This is a genomic window from Phycicoccus jejuensis (assembly GCF_000720925.1).
Taxonomy (GTDB): Bacteria; Actinomycetota; Actinomycetes; order Actinomycetales; family Dermatophilaceae; genus Phycicoccus; species Phycicoccus jejuensis.
Genome location: NZ_JOEE01000006.1, coordinates 249,950 through 267,606, shown reverse-complemented (window position 1 = coordinate 267,606; position 17,657 = coordinate 249,950). Strand labels below are relative to the sequence as shown.

18 protein-coding genes and 1 tRNA gene are annotated in these 17,657 nt (G+C 72.7%); 9 read left to right on the top strand and 10 right to left on the bottom strand.

All coding sequences use genetic code 11. The annotated features are described in order from the left end of the window. Together IG69_RS21705 and IG69_RS22765 are read left to right on the top strand one after the other, a co-directional pair. A partial coding sequence (locus IG69_RS21705) for a DMT family transporter (protein ID WP_036830137.1) occupies positions 1 to 558 on the top strand: 558 nt, incomplete at its 5' end. Then, entirely contained in the window at positions 555 to 674 is a 120-nt protein-coding gene (locus tag IG69_RS22765) for an SDR family oxidoreductase (RefSeq protein WP_342666166.1), read from the top strand. The genes IG69_RS21705 and IG69_RS22765, both read left to right, overlap by 4 nt. A 116-nt stretch (positions 675 to 790) precedes the next feature. On the opposite strand, the gene IG69_RS0113550 is transcribed toward IG69_RS22765, so the two are convergent. Then, positions 791 to 1,243 (bottom strand): Lrp/AsnC family transcriptional regulator, encoded by a 453-nt coding sequence (locus IG69_RS0113550; RefSeq protein ID WP_342666165.1) that lies wholly within the window; start codon positions 1,241 to 1,243, stop codon positions 791 to 793. Between the two features lie 77 nt (positions 1,244 to 1,320). Here IG69_RS0113550 and IG69_RS0113545 point away from each other — a divergent pair, with 77 nt between their 5' ends. Continuing rightward, positions 1,321 to 2,589 (top strand): MalY/PatB family protein, encoded by a 1,269-nt coding sequence (locus IG69_RS0113545; protein ID WP_051750561.1) that lies wholly within the window; start codon positions 1,321 to 1,323, stop codon positions 2,587 to 2,589. Positions 2,590 to 2,894: 305 nt separating this feature from the next. Here the strand turns inward: IG69_RS0113545 and IG69_RS0113540 are convergent, their stop codons facing one another. After that, positions 2,895 to 3,731, bottom strand: coding sequence for a phosphotransferase (locus IG69_RS0113540; RefSeq protein ID WP_030528701.1), 837 nt, complete (start codon positions 3,729 to 3,731; stop codon positions 2,895 to 2,897). Between the two features lie 773 nt (positions 3,732 to 4,504). Between IG69_RS0113540 and IG69_RS0113530 the strand changes: the two genes are divergently transcribed. Genes IG69_RS0113530 through IG69_RS22755 form a run of 4 tightly spaced genes read left to right on the top strand, consistent with a single transcriptional unit; the run spans position 4,505 to position 7,329 of the window. Next, a complete protein-coding gene (locus IG69_RS0113530; protein ID WP_051750560.1) occupies positions 4,505 to 6,010 on the top strand; it encodes a replication initiator in 1,506 nt (501 codons plus the stop codon). A gap of 29 nt (positions 6,011 to 6,039) precedes the next feature. Further along, on the top strand, positions 6,040 to 6,252 hold the full coding sequence (locus tag IG69_RS20345; RefSeq protein ID WP_036830041.1) for a helix-turn-helix transcriptional regulator: 213 nt from the start codon (positions 6,040 to 6,042) through the stop codon (positions 6,250 to 6,252). Beyond that, positions 6,249 to 6,869 carry a site-specific integrase gene (locus IG69_RS22760; protein ID WP_030528698.1) on the top strand — a complete coding sequence of 207 codons (621 nt, stop codon included), beginning with the start codon at positions 6,249 to 6,251 and terminating at the stop codon, positions 6,867 to 6,869. Before IG69_RS20345 ends, IG69_RS22760 begins: the two co-directional genes overlap by 4 nt. Further along, on the top strand, positions 6,862 to 7,329 hold the full coding sequence (locus tag IG69_RS22755) for a tyrosine-type recombinase/integrase (protein ID WP_051750559.1): 468 nt from the start codon (positions 6,862 to 6,864) through the stop codon (positions 7,327 to 7,329). Before IG69_RS22760 ends, IG69_RS22755 begins: the two co-directional genes overlap by 8 nt. A gap of 61 nt (positions 7,330 to 7,390) precedes the next feature. Here IG69_RS22755 and IG69_RS0113505 read toward each other — a convergent pair. Then, positions 7,391 to 7,463: transfer RNA gene (locus tag IG69_RS0113505), tRNA-Ala, on the bottom strand. 149 nt (positions 7,464 to 7,612) lie between these two features. Here IG69_RS0113505 and IG69_RS0113500 point away from each other — a divergent pair. Then, positions 7,613 to 8,911, top strand: a complete 1,299-nt coding sequence (locus IG69_RS0113500) for an AI-2E family transporter (RefSeq protein WP_084696803.1) — start codon at positions 7,613 to 7,615, stop codon at positions 8,909 to 8,911. Between the two features lie 141 nt (positions 8,912 to 9,052). Here IG69_RS0113500 and IG69_RS20340 read toward each other — a convergent pair whose 3' ends face one another. Genes IG69_RS20340 through IG69_RS0113470 form a run of 6 tightly spaced genes read right to left on the bottom strand, consistent with a single transcriptional unit; the run spans position 9,053 to position 14,391 of the window. After that, the gene (locus IG69_RS20340) at positions 9,053 to 10,060 is read right to left on the bottom strand and encodes a hypothetical protein (protein WP_036830038.1); all 1,008 of its coding nucleotides are present in this window, start codon (positions 10,058 to 10,060) and stop codon (positions 9,053 to 9,055) included. Between the two features lie 25 nt (positions 10,061 to 10,085). Continuing rightward, entirely contained in the window at positions 10,086 to 10,769 is a 684-nt protein-coding gene (locus tag IG69_RS20335; RefSeq protein ID WP_030528695.1) for a GNAT family N-acetyltransferase, read from the bottom strand. Between the two features lie 38 nt (positions 10,770 to 10,807). Beyond that, positions 10,808 to 11,305, bottom strand: coding sequence for a MogA/MoaB family molybdenum cofactor biosynthesis protein (locus IG69_RS0113485; RefSeq protein ID WP_030528694.1), 498 nt, complete (start codon positions 11,303 to 11,305; stop codon positions 10,808 to 10,810). Beyond that, positions 11,302 to 11,796, bottom strand: coding sequence for a cyclic pyranopterin monophosphate synthase MoaC (gene moaC / locus IG69_RS0113480; protein WP_281174738.1), 495 nt, complete (start codon positions 11,794 to 11,796; stop codon positions 11,302 to 11,304). Before moaC ends, IG69_RS0113485 begins: the two co-directional genes overlap by 4 nt. Next, positions 11,789 to 13,009, bottom strand: coding sequence for a molybdopterin molybdotransferase MoeA (locus tag IG69_RS0113475; protein ID WP_030528692.1), 1,221 nt, complete (start codon positions 13,007 to 13,009; stop codon positions 11,789 to 11,791). The genes moaC and IG69_RS0113475 overlap by 8 nt, the downstream gene beginning before the upstream one ends. Next, on the bottom strand, positions 13,009 to 14,391 hold the full coding sequence (locus IG69_RS0113470) for a UTP--glucose-1-phosphate uridylyltransferase (RefSeq protein WP_030528691.1): 1,383 nt from the start codon (positions 14,389 to 14,391) through the stop codon (positions 13,009 to 13,011). The genes IG69_RS0113475 and IG69_RS0113470 overlap by 1 nt, the downstream gene beginning before the upstream one ends. Positions 14,392 to 14,415: 24 nt before the next feature. Here IG69_RS0113470 and IG69_RS0113465 point away from each other — a divergent pair, with 24 nt between their 5' ends. Further along, positions 14,416 to 14,985 (top strand): 5-formyltetrahydrofolate cyclo-ligase, encoded by a 570-nt coding sequence (locus IG69_RS0113465; RefSeq protein ID WP_157577570.1) that lies wholly within the window; start codon positions 14,416 to 14,418, stop codon positions 14,983 to 14,985. Positions 14,986 to 15,000: 15 nt separating this feature from the next. Here IG69_RS0113465 and IG69_RS0113460 read toward each other — a convergent pair whose 3' ends face one another. Then, positions 15,001 to 17,616: a penicillin acylase family protein gene (locus IG69_RS0113460; protein ID WP_036830033.1), complete on the bottom strand. Its 2,616-nt coding sequence runs from the start codon at positions 17,614 to 17,616 to the stop codon at positions 15,001 to 15,003. Positions 17,617 to 17,657: the final 41 nt, after the last annotated feature.

The following is a 17,657-nucleotide window of genomic DNA, read 5'->3' as shown; positions in this document are numbered from 1 at the left end:
CCCCCCCCGTCCCTGCGAGAGGTGGCCGTGCTCGCGGCTGCGCTCGTCGGACTGGTCTTGATCAGTCTCACCGCCGGGCACGGACCCGCCAGGGAGGGCAACGACACGACGACGCTAGGACTGGTGCTTTCCGTCGCGGCCGGTGCGACCTACGCCGCGACCACCGTTCTCGGGCATACCTTGGCCCAGCGGGTGGACCCCGTGGCCCTAACCACGTGCGCCACCACGATCGGTGCCGTCGCACTTCTCCCGTTCCTGGTCATCGCTGCGGTGACCAACCAGCCGGTCGCCAGCGCGGACCCAACCTCCCTGCTGCTCCTGGTGTACCTGGGAGTGGCGACGATGGCTGTGTCCTACGGCCTGTTGTACGCGGGGCTGCGAACGACCTCGGGCTCGGCCGCAACAGTGGCCACGCTCGTCGAGCCCTTGTCGGCGGCGCTCCTCGCCGCGGTGCTGCTCGACGAGCGACTGCCCCCAGCGGCGCTGCTGGGTGGCGCGCTGATCCTGGCCGCCGTAGTGGCCCTTCGACCCGTCGAGGAGAATCCCGCGCCCGCTTGAACTGGACCGCCACGCCCGACGAGGTGAGCCCATCGGTGGTCTTCCTCGCCTCGGACGCCGTCAGCTTCATCACCGGGAGCGTCCTGGTCATCGACGGCGGCTACACCGTCTACTGACCCACGCTCCCGCTCACGCGGCGGCGGCGGACTCGCCGGTCAGGGCTTCCCCAAACCAAAGGCGCCAGGTTCGCCCCCGGGTGGGCCGTGTCCGGATAAGGACGTCACCACAGTGGTCAGGTTGGCAGGGGGCGACGGGGGACGACGTCCTTGATGATGATCGTGGAACTGATCCGCTGGACACCCGGCAGGCGGCTGAGTCGCTGCTCGTAGAGCTGCTGGTAGGAGGCGAGGTCCTTGGTGACCACCCGGATCAGGCAGTCGGGTTCTCCGAACAGACGTTGGGCTTCCACGACGTTGGGGATGGCCGCGAGCTGCTCGTCGAACTCGTCAAGGCGGCTGACGTCCTGCAGGGTGACGAACAGCAGGGCCTCGAACCCGACGTCGAGGGCATCGCCGTCCACCTCCGCGCGGTAGCCGAGGATCACGGCGGCAGACTCCAGCTCGCGCAGCCGGCGCAGGCATCGCGAGACGCTGAGGTTCACCTGCCGGGCGAGGTCAGTCACCGTGATCCGCCCATCCGACTGCAGCACAGCAAGAATCTTGCGGTCAATGGCGTCAATGGTCACGAACCTATCTATACACCCGGTCGTTCGCGCCAAGAAGGCAAACACTTGGTCCGAGAATATGCGTACGGTTGCTGAGCATGAGCGAGACCACCACTGCCCCAGCAAGCCCCCTGACCCAGCTGTCCCTGGACGACCTGCGGCAGCGCACCAGCATGAAATGGCGCACTCATCCAGAGGACGTGCTGCCGCTGTGGGTGGCCGAGATGGACGTGCTACTGGCGCCGCAAATCGCCACGGCGTTGGAGGAGGCCATCGGACGTGGCGACACCGGGTACGCGACCGGCACCCGGTACGCCGAGGCCGTCAGCGACTTCGCAGCACGGCGCTGGTCGTGGCGCGGCCTGGACGTGGCGCACACCGCAGTGGTACCCGACGTGATGGCGGGGGTCGTGGAGATCCTGCGCCTGATCACTCAACCGCGCGACGTCGTCGTGGTGTGTCCGCCGGTCTACGCGCCGTTCTTCGCCTTCGTCACCCACGCCGACCGACGGATCGCCGAGGCGCCGCTGACCCCCGACGGGCGCCTGGACATCGACAACCTCGACGTCGCCTTCCGGCGGGCGCGCGTCGCGTGTTCGAACCCCGTCTTCCTCATGTCCAACCCGCACAACCCCACCGGGGTCGCGCACACTCGCACCGAGCTGGAGTGCGTCGCCGCACTGGCCCAGCTGCACGGCGTGCGAGTCATCTCCGACGAGATCCACGCCCCGCTGGTCCTGGACGGCGCCACCTTCACCCCGTACCTCAGCGTCGACGGGTCCGACGACGCCTTCGCGCTGTTCTCCGCAACCAAGGCCTGGAACCTGGCCGGCCTCAAGGCCGCGGTCGTGGTAGCCGGACCCACCGCGGCCACCGACCTGGCGCGGATGCCCGAGGAGATCAGCCACGGACCCAGCCACCTGGGTGTCATCGCCCACACCGCCGCCTTCCGTGACGCGAGCGAGTGGCTGGACGACCTCCTGGTTGACCTCACCGCCAACCGCGACCTCCTCGCCAAACTGCTCCACGAGCACCTCCCTACCGTTGACCACCTGCGACCCGAGAGCACCTACCTGGCCTGGATCGACTGCAGCCCGCTGCGCCTGACCACCGAGCCGGCGCCTCACGGGCCGGCAATCGTGAGCGACCTATCCGGTCCCGCCCGCTACTTCCTCGACCACGCCCGAGTCGCGCTGAGCTCAGGGCATGTCTTCGGAACGGGCGGGCAAGACCATGTCCGCCTGAACTTCGCAACCAACCCGCAGATCCTGACCCAAGCCATCACTCGGCTCGGTCAATCCCTGAGCACCCGATCAACGGCAATGACGCGCCCAGCCGACCGGCCACCACCTGAAACGCCGCCTTAGAAGTCCCGTCATGCGGCGAACCGCGCCGGGGGAACTCAGGCACTGAATCTTGACGGTCAGTCATTGGTTGAGGCCTACCGTGGACGTTGGGTGCGGGCGCCTCGAATGAATTGCATCCGCAGCAGTTCCCATTCTGTGATTCGCGGGCCCCGTTGCGAAAAGCTTCCTCATTTGCCGCGAAGAGGGACGCAGCCACGCATTTCCCCAGAACAAGGCCCTTGAGGGACCTTCTTGAGCGGGAGGCTGTACCTGTGTCTCAGCGCGACCTGGCGCCCGTTCGGTTCACCAGCGACCCTGGGCCCGCGTCAAGGTGCCATAGCCAGGCACTGCAGCAGCATCCGATGACCCTGCTGTTCGAACGGTTCGTCGCCGACCTGGTAGGCCCAGCATGCGGTGCCGATTGCTTCGCGAAGCAGCGTCCGACGCCAAGCACCTGGCTCACGCGGGTCGGCACCATAGCCGGCGAGGAAGGCGGCCTCGAGGTCGGTCCGGCCGTCCCACTGTTGCCGGCTTAGCCGCGCCAGATCCGTGAGGGCTGGGCGCCAGTCGGCCCGACCGAGGTCGATAACAAGAACACAGCCACCGTCGACCAGCCAGTTACGTGGCTGCCAGTCGCCATGTGTGGGAACGAGCACCGCCGGCGGTCGGTCATGGCCGGCGATGACCTCTCGAACGCGCGCCTCGGTGCGCGGGTCGATGCGGTGATCGCCATCCAGCCATCGCAGCGCGCGGGCATCCATCTGGGTCTCGTACTGGTCATCGATCCTCGATGCTTGCCTGTGCAACGCGGCAAGTAGTGCACCAGCCTGCCGATGAGTCTCCGGGTCGGTCGCCGCGCTCGTGCCGTCCGCCAGGACCCCGGGTAGGTATTCGAGGACGAGGACGTTGAGGTCGCGGTTGTGGCGGAGCAGGCGGCCGACCCGGCCTTCACTCAGCCACGGGGCCGTGAACTCCAGGTGCCCGGTGATCTCCCGCCACAAATGGTGGTTCTTCGGGCCTGCAGCCTTCACGATGACCTCGCCCTTGGCCCAGCGCAGATGTAGAACGGTGGTGTCGACCAAGCCCCAACTGAGGTCGGCAACGATGCAGGCCCCGGGGAGCCATTGGTCGACCAGTTGCTGCTGCTCGGGGTTGAGAGGCACCCCGGAAGGTTAGTCCGTGACGCAACTCGACGACGCCGACGGAAAACTCGAGCTACGCCCCAAGTCTGGCTACAACCGCGCCCGCTATTCATGCGACTCAGGGCCGCTTGGACGTGTCTTTCAACGTCCGGATATGCCGCGGAGAGGGAAGGCGCTCCTGCCGCGGATAGCGCTTTGGCTCGGAACTTCGTTATCTCCGCGGCCCGCTGAGACGCTGGGTCCGGTAGGTACGCCTCAACATCCATACCGACAGTGCCATGGCGGCCACCCCGAGCAGGAGTAGCCCGCCGGAGCCACCACTTCTGCAGGATGAGGCGGCGGCATTGGCAGAATCCACGCAGGTGCCGGACTGGCTCGCGAGGGCAGCAACGACGAGCACGACCGAGGCGGCCAAGCCGATCCACCACGTAACGAGTCTGGTCACGCGGACATCCTCCCCTTCCGCCTTCGTGGCGTCAGTGTCCTGCCGGTGTGTCCTAGTTCGACTTCTAGTGGAACGAACGGATGCCGCGCTGTCACCTTGGTGGGAGCGGACACAGCGCAACCCACGCGACACGAGCAGCGCCCTTGGGAGTCGGCTCCCCACCCGGCCAGCGGCCGGACCACCTTTGAGACGCCGGACATCGAACTCAACCCCGTGCTGAGCCCGCTTCCGTCTCCTGAGCGATCCCAGGGGCTCGAGACGTCGGTGATTGGCCGCCCAGGACCGGGTGTGCCGGGTGACGGGTCGCACTAGTCATCCGGCACACCCTTCCGGGAAGGGGGTGGCCGACATGGCGCGCGCGAAGGTCAGCGAGGTCTGGGATGCCGTCGTCGACGCCGGTGCCCTGAGCCCTGACTGGGGCGGCCTGCCCGGCACCGATGCCCTCACCCACGCCCAAGTGATGGAACGGCTGCAGTCCGCGGACCTTGACGAGTGGGCGTCGGCCGCGGCCCGGGTCGGGTTCTGCAGCAGCCCGGTCCGGCTGGTCGGGAGCTCGCTCACCGTCGACCGCACCAGCGGCGAGGTGGTTCGCCAGTACGCCTCGTCCGACGAGCCCGGTGGGGTCACGTTCGTGCGGTGCGGCAACCGTCGAGCCGACCGGTGCCCGTCGTGCTCTCGGCTGTACGCAGCGGACACCTTCCATCTGATCCGGGCCGGGGTGGCCGGCGGCAAGGGCGTGCCGGAGTCGGTCGCCGAGAACCCCCTGGTGTTCGCGACGCTGACCGCGCCCTCCTTCGGTGCGGTCCACGGCCGCCGTGCTCACCGCCGCTGCCGGCCCCGCGCAGGTCCAGCGGCATGCTGCGAGCACGGGCGGCCCACGGCCTGCTTCGAGGTGCACCAACTCGACGACCCGCAGCTCGGGCAGCCGCTGTGCGCGGACTGCTACGACTACGAGTCGCACGTGCTCTGGCAGTGGTGGGCGCCTGAGCTGTGGCGCCGCTTCACCATCGCCCTCAAGCGCCGCCTGGCGCAGTTGCTCGGGGCCGACCTGGGCGACATCGCGAGCCTGCAGTACGCCAAGGTCGCCGAGTACCAGGTCCGCGGCGCCGTGCACTTCCACGCCCTGATCCGCCTCGACGGCCCACAGGCAGGCGACGGTTTCGCCCCAGCCCCGAGTGAGGTCACCGCCGGCCTTCTCTCCGAGGTCGTCGAACAGGTCGCCGCCGAGGTCACCCTCGCCGCAGCCCCGGTCACCCCGGACGGCACCACCCTGGTGCTGGCGTTCGGCGCACAGGTCGACACCCGTGTAGTTCGCGCCTCCCGGCGCACGGACGACCCCGATGGCCCGCTCAGCGCCGAGCAGGTCGCCGGCTATCTGGCCAAGTACGCGACCAAGTCCGCGACCGACACCGAGACCCGCGACAACCCCCACCTGCGGCGGCTGCACGCCATCGCCCAGCGCCTGGCCGCCCAGGCCGGCGCGGCCCAGGACCCCAACAGCCCGTACCTGCTTCTGGGCCGGTGGGCGCACACCCTCGGCTTTCGGGGCCACTTCTCGACCAAGTCCCGCCGCTACTCCGTCACGCTCGGGCGACTGCGCCGGGCCAGGCAACGAGCCCAGATCCACATCGCCACGGCCGCGCGCGCCGGCACGACAGTCGACCTGCGCGACCTCGAGGCCGAGCTGCTCGCCGACGACACCGACGAGGCGACGCTGGTCATCGGGTCCTGGGCGTACGCCGGCAGCGGCTGGGCCAACGCCGGCGAGACAGCCCTGGCCACCGCCGCAGCCGCCCGGGCGCGCGAGTACGCCCGGCGCCGAGCCTGTGCACGACGCGAGACACAGAGCGCCTGATCGTCCGACACTGGGAAGGGGTGAGAGGGATGACGACGACGAACGAACCGGATCTGCGACCCGACGGCCTGCCGATCATGATGACCACCGGCGAGGTCGCCGAGCTCCTGCACGTGGACGCCTCGACCGTGTGCCGCTGGCGACAGACCGGGACCGGGCCGCGGGTGACCTGGCTCAGTGCCCGGATGCCGCGTTACCAGCGGCGGCACGTCGCGGCCTGGATCGAGCGGATGTCGCGGTGACCGTCATCAAGCTGCCCTCGGGCAAGTTCCGTGCCGTGCTCAAGGTCGGCCGGGTCTACGCGGCGAGCCGATCCTTCGCCACGAAGCGGGACGCACTGGCCTGGCTCGCCCGGGAGCGGGCCGCCCTCGCCGGCGGAGTCGACCCACGCGCCGGCCGGGCCACCGTGCGCGCACTCCTGCCGGTATGGCTCGAGGAGCGCCAGCACGCGGTGTCCCGCAAGACCTACGTCTCGGACCGGGCCTTGCTCAGGCTCGTGCCCCACTCCCTCGCCGCCCTGTCGGTGAACGCCGTCACCGACCGCGAGGTGACCCGGGCCCTGGTCGGCCTCACCAAGGACGGCCTCGCCGAGGCCTCGGTCCGCCGGTTCCGGGCCTCGCTGTCCTCGTTCTTCGCGTGGGCGGTGCGCGAGCGGCTCATCCTGACCAACCCGGTCCTCCGCACCCTGGTGCCCCGCTCCGGCGGCCCCCGCGTCGAGATGTACCTGTTCAGCGAGGACGAGCTCGAGCAGGTGCACCAGCTCGCCGCCGCCCGAGACCAGCAGCTTGCCGACGTCATGCTGGTCGCTGGGTGGACCGGGCTGCGGTGGTCCGAGCTGCGGGCGGTGCGGGGTGCGTGACTTCGTCGAGGTGCCGATGCCGGCCCTGGTCGTCCAGCGCGCCGCGCCCGAGGGCGTGCAGGTGAAGACGACCAAGTCCGGCCGGTCCCGACGGGTCCCGGTCGCCGATCGGGTGCTCCCCCTGGTGAGGGCCATGGCCGCCGGGCGACAGGCGGACGCGCCGCTGTTCGTCACCGCCACCGGCCACGTGCTGCACGCGACGGCGGTCGAGCGCACCCTCGACTGGTCGGTCGTCGCCCGCGGCCGCCGAATCCACGACCTGCGGCACACCGCGGCCTGCCTGTGGCTCGCCCGCGGTGTCGATCCGAGCACCGTGCAGGCCTGGATGGGCCACGCCTCGATCGCAACCACGAACCTCTACCTGCACCACCTCGGCACCCCCGCCGACCGCGCAGGTTTGGACCGTCTGAACGCCCCGGGGTACACGGGGGGTACACGAACCGAGGTCGGGCACCAATGACAACGACGAAACCCCGCCCGATCAGCCACGTTCATGCTGGTCGGACGGGGTTCCCGTCGGGTGGAGCTGAGGGGATTCGAACCCCTGACCTTCTCATTGCGAACGAGACGCGCTACCAACTGCGCCACAGCCCCGAGTGCGGAGAAACGATAACACCGTCGGACCCGTCGCCCGAAACCGGCCCGCCCCCGTGGCGACGGCCGGCGGCGAGGGCGGCGTCGGGGCTGGTCGTCGAGGGTGGCGCGGCGGGTTCGAGCCCTCCACGACCCCCTAGAGTCGACGCATGAGACTCCCCCGGCCCGGCCGCCCCACCACCAGCGGTGGGCCCAGCGACCTGCCGAGGAGCCTGCCCGTGACGGGTGTCGAGCCCCTCACCGCCCACGACCCCCGGGGACGCGCCGAGTGGGGCGTCCCGCTGGGGGTGCGCACGGCCAGCGAGTGGGCCTGGCGCGGCATCGTCATCGGCGCGGCGCTCGGGGTCGTCCTCTGGCTGACCACGGTGCTGTCCGAGGTCGTCATCCCGATCGTCGTCTCGCTGCTGCTCAGCGCCCTGCTGCACCCGGTGCACAACTTCCTCGCGCGGGCCCTGCCCCGCGGCCTCGCGGCGTTCGTCACGGTCATCGGCACGATGGGTGTCGTCTTCGGGCTCATCTCGTTCGTCGGCTCGCAGCTGACCAGCCAGCTCGGAGACATCACGACCAAGGTCACCGACGGCATCGAGCAGGTGCGCAGCTGGGTGCAGACGACCTTCGGCATCACCGACACGCAGCTGACCGACTACATCGCCAGGGCCCGTGAGTCGATGAGCTCCGCCGGCATCGGCGACACCGCAGCGGCCGCCGGCCTCACCGTGGGCCACCTCCTGACGGGGTTCTTCCTCGCCCTGTTCACCCTCTTCTTCTTCCTCTACGACGGCGCCGGCATCTGGGGCTGGGTCGTGCGGCTCTCGCCCCGTGGCGCCCGCGAGCGCGTCCACTCCTCGGGGATCATCGCGTGGGGCCAGCTGGCCGCCTTCACGCGCGCAACGATCTTCGTCGCTGCGGCCGACGCCATCGGCATCGGCGTCGGTGCCGCGATCCTCGGCGTGCCGTTCGCCTCGGGCATCGCCCTGCTCGTCTTCTTCGGGGCGTTCATCCCGATCGTCGGAGCCGCGGTCTCCGGGGCGGTCGCGGTGCTGCTCGCCCTCGTCGCGCTCGGCCCGGTCAAGGCCCTCATCATGCTCGCCATCGTCATCGGCGTGCAGCAGATGGAGAGCCACCTGCTCCAGCCGCTGCTCATCGGCCGGGCCATGAGCCTGCACCCGCTCGCCGTCATCCTCGCCATCGCCGCGGGGCTCATCCTCGCGGGCATCATCGGCGGCCTCATCGCCGTCCCGACCGTGGCCGTGCTCAATGCGGTCGGGCACCACCTCCTCGACAACCCCGAGTCACCGGCTCAGGACGTCGACCACGACGAGGACATGACCGCCCGCGCCGTGCTCGGCGACGAGGCGGCCGACCGCGCCGAGCGCAACGCCGCCGAGTCCGAGGCCCGACGCCTCGGCCGGGACGCGCCGCCGGAGTCCCAGCCCGACGAGGACTGACCCCCCTCAGCACGAACGCGTGTGAACCCGCCGGTGTCTTCCGGCGGGTTCACACGCGTCCGGGAGTCGACCGGGTGCCGTCGTTCCTTCCCCGAAGGTGTGTGAAGACGGGGGCCCGGGCTGGGCGCCCGGAGGGGGGCCTCAGGCGCCGGCGGCGCGGCGCTGCTGCAGGTCGTCCTCGCGGGCCGGTGCCTCGACCGGGGCGGCCTCGGGGGCCGTCGCGGCGGGGGCGACCGCGGGACGCTCGGCCTTGGCCTTCATCGTGTACGTGGGGCGCGGGACCGGCACGGGCTCCCAGGTGAGCGGGATGTCGTCCTCGTCGACGAGGTGCACGTACTCCAGCTGCGGCTGCGGCTGGGGCTCCGGCTCGGGGGCGACCTCGGCCACGGGCTCGTCCGCCGTGACGGGCTGCGGGTCGGCCTCCGCGGCGGGAGGGGCGACGACCGGCGCCTGTGCGCCGGCGTCCTGCTCCGTCGGAGCGACCTCGGCCGGAGCGGCCGGACGCGCGGCGGACGCCGTGGCGCGGGCGGCCGGGACGGCCGGGCGGCCCTGCGCGGCGGCCAGGCGGCGGCGGGCACCGGCGGTGGCGGGAGCGGCGCTCGCACGCCGGCGGGCCTCCTCGGCGTCGCGGCGGCGGCGGGCGGACCGGGCGGCCTGCTCGGCGCGCACGCCGGCGCGGACCCAGCCGAAGGCGGCGAGCAGCGCGATGCCGACGAGGGCCGGCACCCAGCCGGCGAGGACCGAGAACGCGGCGAGGGGGCCCGTGACGAGGAGGACGGCGAAGGCGGCGAGCAGCGCGAGAGCGCGCACCCGGCGCGGGGCGCCCTGGTGCACGACGGGCGCGGTGCGCGGACGCGGCGCGGCGGGCACCGGTCGGGCAGAACCACCCTCGGCGGCCGCGGCCCGCTTGACGACGACCTCGGGCCGGGTCGGGCGCGCAGGGTGCACCGCGTAGGTGCGCGGCGCCGGGTCCGAGAGGTCGGTGCGAGGAATCGGCGCGCGACGCTCGAGGACGCGCATGGCGGCGCTGAACTGCTCGACCGAACGGGCGGTCGAGAGGTGGTCGCGCCGACGGATCCAGTACTGCACGAAGTAGGCAGCCCAGACCCCGAGGAGGACGAGGAAGATCAGGCTCGACGGGGACCGCACGGTCCGACGGTAGGTGCGCGCGGCCTCAGGATTCCGCACCCGGGTCGGTGTGTCGCGGAAGTGACTGCTGTGACGGCTGTTCCGTCGCCGTGATCCGGGCGAGCCGGGCCGTGAGGGGCTCGCCGCCGAGGTCCTCGACGGTGAGCGCGAAGGCGAGGTGGTCGCGCCACTCGCCGTCGATGTGGAGGTACCTGGGTCGCCGTCCCTCGGACCGGAACCCGAGCTTGCGCACGACCGCGAGACTCGCCGTGTTCTCGGGCCGGATGTTGATCTCGAGGCGGTGCAGCCCGACCCGGCGCAGGAGGTGGTCGCCGACGAGCGCGACGGCGGTGGGCACGACCATCTGGCCGGCGACCGCTCGGCTCACCCAGTAGCCGACCGTGCACGAGCGGAAGGACCCGAAGACGACCGTGCCGACGTTGACCTGGCCGACGAGGCGCCCCCCGGACTCGAGCGCGAGCGGCAGCGAGCGCCCGGCGGCGGCGTCGGCCTCGTAGGTGGAGACGAGCTCGTCGAACGTGCGCGCCGGCGCGTCGGGGTCCGGCGACGTCGCGTCCCACGGCTCGAGCCAGGCCGCGTTCGCCCGGCGGACGGACTGGAAGACCGGCCCGTCCTCGCGGACGAGCGGGCGCATCAGGACCTCCGTGCCGGTCGGCGTGGTGCCCGCGAGCCGCAGCGGCCACACCCACTCCGGTGGTGCCCCGGCCACCGGCGCGCCCCCCTCCGCGCGCCGCAGCCGGCGCCACATCAGTGGTCGCTCCCGCGGACCTGGTCGAGGGCGTGCGGGAGGACCTCGGCGAGCACGGCCAGGGCGTCGCGCACCCCGCCGCTCGAGCCCGGCAGGTTGACGACGAGCGTGCGCCCCGCGAGGCCGGCGAGCCCCCGTGACAGCACCGCGGTCGGGACCCCCTGCGCCACACCGCGCGAGCGCAGCGCCTCGGCGAGCCCGGGCACCTCGCGGTCGAGCAGCGGGCGGGTGGCCTCCGGCGTGCCGTCGGTCGGCGTCAGCCCGGTCCCGCCGGTGGTGAGGAGCAGGTCGGGGCCGTCGGCCAGCGCCCGGGCGAGCGCCTCGGCGACGGCCGGGCCGTCCGGGACGACCCGCGGCTCGGCGACCTGCATGCCCCACCCGCGCAGCGCCTCGACGATCAGGGCGCCGCCCCGGTCGGGGTAGACGCCCTGCGCCGCGCGCGTCGAGCACGTGACGACCGCCGCGCGGCGGCCGGAGAGGTCGGGTCCGTCGCTCATCGGCCCTCCTCCCAGTCGCCCGAGCGCCCACCGGACTTGGCGGTGACCCGGACGTCGGTGATGCGCGCGTGCTTGTCGACGGCCTTGACCATGTCGACGAGGCCGAGCGCGGCGACGGTGACGGCGGTCAGCGCCTCCATCTCGATGCCGGTGCGGTCCGCCGTGCGCGCCTCCGCGCGGATCTCGACGCCGTCGTCGACGACGTCGAGGTCGACCTCGACGGCGTGGACGGCGACCGGGTGCGCCAGCGGCACGAGCTCCGGGGTGCGCTTGACCGCCTGGATGCCGGCGATCCGCGCGACCGCGAGGGCGTCGCCCTTGGGGACCGTGCCGTCGCGCAGCGCCGCGACGGCCGCCGCCGAGAGCAGCACCCGTCCGCGGGCCTCGGCGCGACGGGCCGTGACGGCCTTGGCCGAGACGTCGACCATGTGCGCCGTGCCGTCGGTCCGGACGTGGGTCAGCCCGCTCACCGGGCGCTGGGGGTCAGCCACAGCCCCGATGATGCCCCAGCAGCGGGAGGCAGCGGAGCGCCTGCCCCTCCTCGACCGTCGCGACGTCGGCGGGGACGACCGCCAGGGCGGTGGCACCGGCCAGCGCGCCGAGCACGTGCGAGCCCTGGCCGCCCGAGGGGACGACCACGCCGTCGCGCTCGACGACGCGCGTCATCTCCGTGCGGCCGGGGGCGGCCGACCAAGAGGCGCCGGCGACGGCCTCGAAGGATCCGTCGTCGTCGGGGTCGAGCCCGGCCAGGCGGCGCAGCGCGGGCAGGACGAACACGTGGAAGGAGACGAAGGAGCTGACCGGGTTGCCCGGCAGGGTGACGACGGGCAGGCCGCTGGCGGTGACCCGGCCGCAGCCCTGCGGCATCCCCGGGCGCATCGCGACCTTGGTGAACTCGACCCCGCCGTCGGCGGTCAGCACCTCCTTGACGGTGTCGTAGACGCCCATCGAGACGCCGCCGGTCGTGATGACGAGGTCGGGGTCGCCGTCGGGCGCCGCGAGGAAGGCGCGGACGGCGTCGGCCTCGTCGCGCAGGTGGACACCGGCCGCCACCTCGGCCCCGGCCGCCTCGACGAGGGCGCGGAGCATCAGGTGGTTGGAGTCGACGATCTGCCCGTGCTCGAGGTGACCGCCGACGGGCACGAGCTCGTCGCCGGTCGAGACGACGGTGACGCGCGGACGGCGGCGCACGACGACCTCGGCGACGTTGGACGCCGCGGCGAGCGCGACGTGGCCGGGCCCGAGCCGCGTCCCGGCGGTCAGCACGACGGTGCCCGTGCGCACGTCCTCCCCGCGGTGGCGCAGGTGGCGGCCGACCTCGGGCTCCAGGCGCACCGAGACCCGGTGCGCGCCACCGTCGGTCATCTCGACGGCCACGACGGCGTCGGCGCCCTCGGGCAGCGGGGCGCCGGTCATGATGCGCAGCGCGTGCCCCGGGGCGAGGACGTGCCGTGCGGTGTCGCCGGCGGCGACGTCGCCGTCGACGGGCAGGACGACCGGGGTCTCCTCGCCGGCGCCGGCGAGGTCGGCGGCGCGGACGGCGTACCCGTCCATCGCCGAGTTGTCGAAGCCGGGGAGGTCGACGGCCGCGACGGCGTCCTCGGCGAGGACACGGCCGAGGGCGGACCCGACGGCGACGCGCTCGGCCGGCAGCGGCTCGACGAGCGAGAGGACGACCGCGCGGTGCTCGGCGACGGTGCGCATCAGGCCTCCGGTCCGAGGTGGGCGCCGTCCGGGACGTGCCGGTCCTCGCCGGACAGGTGCACGTCGCCCACGCACACGACGTCGGCCCCGAAGGTGATGTCGGCCTCGACCCGCAGGCTCGTGCACTCGCGCAGCGACGGTGCGCCGGACGGGAACCGGGCCTCGAAGTCGTCGACCAGCTTGTACGCGGGGCCGAGGTCGACGAACGGGTCGGGACGGTCGGTGGCCGCCTCGACCGTGCCGTCGGTGGCGAGCCGGTAGAGGTCGCTGCGGATGAGCAGCAGCTCGTTGGTCGTCTTGACCGGCCGGAAGCGGCTGCGGGGCACCGCGATCGCGCGCGCGCCGTCGAAGAGCTCGACGGCGGCGCCCATCGCCGACTCGACCTGGACGACCGGCGTGGACGAGGGGTCCGTGGGGTCGACGGTCTTGCGGTTGACGATGATCGGCAGGCCGAGGACGCCGTCGTGCTCGTCGAGCCGCTCGGTGAGCACCTCGAGGTCGATCCAGAGGTTGTTCGTGTGGAACCAGCGGTGGCGCTCGAGGTCCTGGAAGTACTCGTCCTCCCCCGGGGCCACGGCGGCCGAGTCGCGCAGCACGAGACGGCCGTCGGTGTGGCGGACCACCAGCTGGCCGCCCTTGCGGTCGTTGACGGTGCGCGCGCTCATCTCCGCGACGTAGGGGATGCCCTCGGCCGCCATCCACGCCGGGACCGCGCCATCGCACGTGGCCCCGAGGTTGTCGGCGTTGGAGAGGAAGAGGTGGCGGAAGCCGCGCCGCCGCAGCTCGGCGAGCAGGCCGGTCGTGCGCAGCGCGACGAAGACGTCGCCGTGGCCGGGCGGGCACCACTCGAGCTCGGGGTCGGCGGGGTGGTCGACCGGGAAGAGGTCGTCGGCGCGGAGCTTGGGCTCCTTGCTCTGGAGGAAGTCGAGCGGCAGCCCGTCGACCTCGAGCCCCGGGTGCCGCCGGAGGATCTCGAGCGAGGCGTCGCGGGTGCGGAAGGAGTTCATGAGCAGGAGCGGGACCTCGACGTCCTGCTCGCGCCGCAGCGCCAGGACCTGCTCGGCGATGACGTCGAGGAAGGTCCGCCCCTCGCGCACCTCGAGCGCCGACTTCGGGCCCTGGATGCCCATGCCCGTGCCGAGGCCGCCGTTGAGCTTGACGACGACGGTGCCGGCCAGCGCCTCGCGCACGGCCTCCGGCGTCAGGTCGAGGTCCTCGAGCGACGGCGGGTCCGGCAGCGGGTCGACGCTCGACTCGGGGATCGTCCCCGTCACGTCGTCGGCGAGCTGCTCGTGGTAGCGGGCGAAGACGCGGACGGCGAGCTCGTCGACCCCGGCCTTGCGCATCCTGGCCGTCGCGGCCCGGAGGGCTTCGCTGGTCATGGCGCCCACCCTACGATGCCGGACATGCCGCAGAGCCCGAAGTCCGTGCGCCGGAAGGAGCTGCGCGCCCGCCGCCGCACGATCGCCGCGGAGCGCTCCGTCGAGGCCGACGCCGCGGCCCTCGCGCGCGGCGTCGTTGAGCTCCTCGACCGGCTCGGGCTCGGGTCCGGCGCGGTCGTGCTCTCGTACGAGTCGGTGCCCGGCGAGCCGCCGACCGCCGCCCTCAACGACGCCCTCGTGGCGCGCGGCGCGCGGGTGCTCGTCCCCGACACCCTCGCCGACCTCGACCTCGACTGGCACGACCTCGTCGACCCGGCGGCGGTCCGCCTCGGCCTCGACACCCCCGCGCGCGCCGACCTCGTGCTCGCCCCCGGCCTCACCGTCGACGCCGACGGCACGCGGATGGGGCAGGGCGGCGGCTGCTACGACAAGGCGCTCCCCCGCCGGCGCGCGGGGGTGCCCGTCGTCGTCCTCCTCCACCCGGGCGAGCTCGACGACGTGCCGCTGCCCCGCGAGGAGCACGACGTGCCCGTCGACGCGGTCCTCACCGCCGACGGGCTGACCGTCCTGCGGGACGAGGTGCTCGACCGCTGAGACCGGAGGTCGCGGTCAGGGACCGCTCGGTGCGCTGTCCGGGCGCAGGGTGAGCACGTCCGGGTCGGTCGCGTCGACCGCGCCCGCCGTGAACGGCCAGGCGCGCTGACGGCCGGCGACCCAGTCGCCGACCTGGTCGGCGTAGTGGTCGTCGAGGACGTGGCCGCTCACGCCGGTCTGGTTGACCCACGTCGAGCGGTCGAGGTCGGAGAGGTCGACGACCATCCGCATCGACGGCGCCCAGTTGACCCGGTAGCCCTCGCTGGTGCTCCAGCCGTTGGCGTTGACGATGGCCGAGCCGCCGGGCATGTCGTAGGGCCCCTCGTTGAACAGCCAGCGCACCGGTCCCGGCACGGCGTCGCCGCCGAGGACGCGGTGCTGGAGGGTCAACCGGTGCAGCTTGCCCCAGTCCCAGCCCTGGGGGTCCTTGCCGAGCTCGGTCGTCAGCTCCAGGCGCGCCTCGACGAGGGCCTGGCGCAGGATCTCGTCGCGCCCCTCGGTGATGTTCGGCGTGAGCCGGTTGTCCCACCAGGCGTTGTCGGGGTCCTCGAGCAGGCGCGTCACGGCCGCGCGCCAGCGGGCGCCGCCGTCGGACTTCATGTCGGCGGGCAGCTCGTCGTCGAACGTCAGCTCGCAGAGGTTGCGCCACACCGCGTTGTAGTACGCCGCCGCCGAGGAGGCGTCGGAGTCGGAGGCGGGGGTCGAGTAGTCCCAGTCGCGCAGCAGGTCCCGGGCGCCCTCGGTGAAGTCGAGCAGGTCCTGCTCGCCGGTCTCGCCCTCGCGCACCTCGAGCGGCACCTTGAGCAGCGCCGGGACGAGGGTCCGCGCGAAGAGGTCCTCGTCGTCCATCTGCACGGACGCCATGTCGGCCGGCGTCGCCTTCTCCAGCTTCTCGAGGCGCTGGGCGATGCGGGTGGACCGGAAGCCGTGGTCCCACTCGGTCGTGAGGAACGGCGTGCGGCTGCTCGTCACCTCCTGGTTGGCGGCGACGACCACGCCGTCCTCGGGGTCGAGCACCCACGGGAGGTCGTCGAAGGACACGTAGCCCTTCCAGTCGTACGAGGAGTCCCACCCGGGCGCCGGCCAGTAGCCGGGCGGGCTCTTCGCGACCGCCGCGCGGCGGATCGGCACGAGCCCCGGGGCCTGGTACCCGATGTGCCCGTCGGTGTCGGCGTAGACGAGGTTCTGCGCGGGGACGGCGAACGAGCGTGCCGCGGTGCGGAACTCGTCGAAGTTCGACGCGAGGTTGAACCCGAGGATGGCGTCCGCGGTCTTGCCGGGCTGCAGCCCCGTCCAGGCGAGCGAGACCGCGTAGTCCTGGTTCTCGTCGCCCTCGGCCGCGGTCGGCGCCCGGCTGCCGGCGTCACGGGCGGAGGCGAGCACGTCGGACATGATCGGCCCGTGCGCGGTCGCGCGGACGGTGATCCGCTGGTCCGCGTGGCCGGCGACCTTGATCGTCTCCTCGCGGGTGGTCACCGGCTCCCAGTCGCCGTCGCGCAGGTAGGTCTGGCCGACGACGCGCTCGAGGTAGAAGTCGGTGACGTCGGGCCCGAGGTTGGTGAAGCCCCACGCGATCCGTCCGTTGTGGCCGATGACGACACCCGGCACGCCGGCGAACGAGAAGCCCGAGACGTCGAGGGGGCACTCGGGGCCGACGGTGCGGCACGAGAGGCTGTTCTGGATCCAGATGCCGGGCTGGCTGACGCCGAGGTGCGGGTCGTTGGCGAGCAGCGGCTTGCCGCTGGCCGTCCTCGCGCCGGAGACCACCCACGAGTTCGAGCCGACCCCCTCGCCGCGGCCGACGAGCTGCGGGACGGCGTGCAGCGCCTTCTCGACCTGCGCGTAGGCCGCCCGCGCGCGCGGGCCGGTCGTCTCGTCCGGCGCCGAGGCGGCGGCCGGGGCCGAGGAGGTGGCGCCCGGCGACCACTCGTCGGTCGAGAGGATCGGCGGGTGCGCCTCCGCGTCGTAGGTCGGGTAGATGTCGGCGATCTGCGCGCGCGAGACCCGGCCGGTGAGGCGGGCGCGCGCGAGCTCGTCGGAGTAGTCGCCGCGCAGGTCCCAGGCCATCGCCTTGAGCCACGCGAGGCTGTCGACGGGCGTCCACTCCTCGATGTCGCCGAGCGGGTTCTGCAGGCCGAGGACCGTGTACTCGGCGGAGACGTCGCCGGGGCTGCGACCCCGCAGGTAGCGGTTGACGCCGTCGGCGTACGCCTGGAGCACCTGACGGGTCTCGGGCTCGAGGGTCGGCAGCTCCTCCTCGGCGATGCGGCGCCACCCCATCGTCCGGATCACCTTGTCGGTCTGGACGCCGCCCGGGCCGACGAGCTCGGCGAGCCGTCCGGCGGTGATGTGCCGGCGCAGGTCCATCTCGAAGAAGCGTTCCTGCGCGTGGACGTACCCCTGCGCGCGGGCGAGGTCGGTGACCGAGTCGCCGTAGATGTGCGGCACGCCGCTGTCGTCGCGCTTGACGGTGACGGCGGCCGAGAGGCCCGGGAGGGTCGCCTCGCCGGAGTGCGTCGGCAGCGAGCTGCGCAGCGCGGTCACGACGAGCACGCCGGCGACCACCGCGACGACGACGATGACGGCGAGGAGTCCCACCAGGACCCGGCGGGCGACGACGAGGCGACTCACCCTGCGAGACTAGGACACCTCCCCCCACGAGACGAGGACGG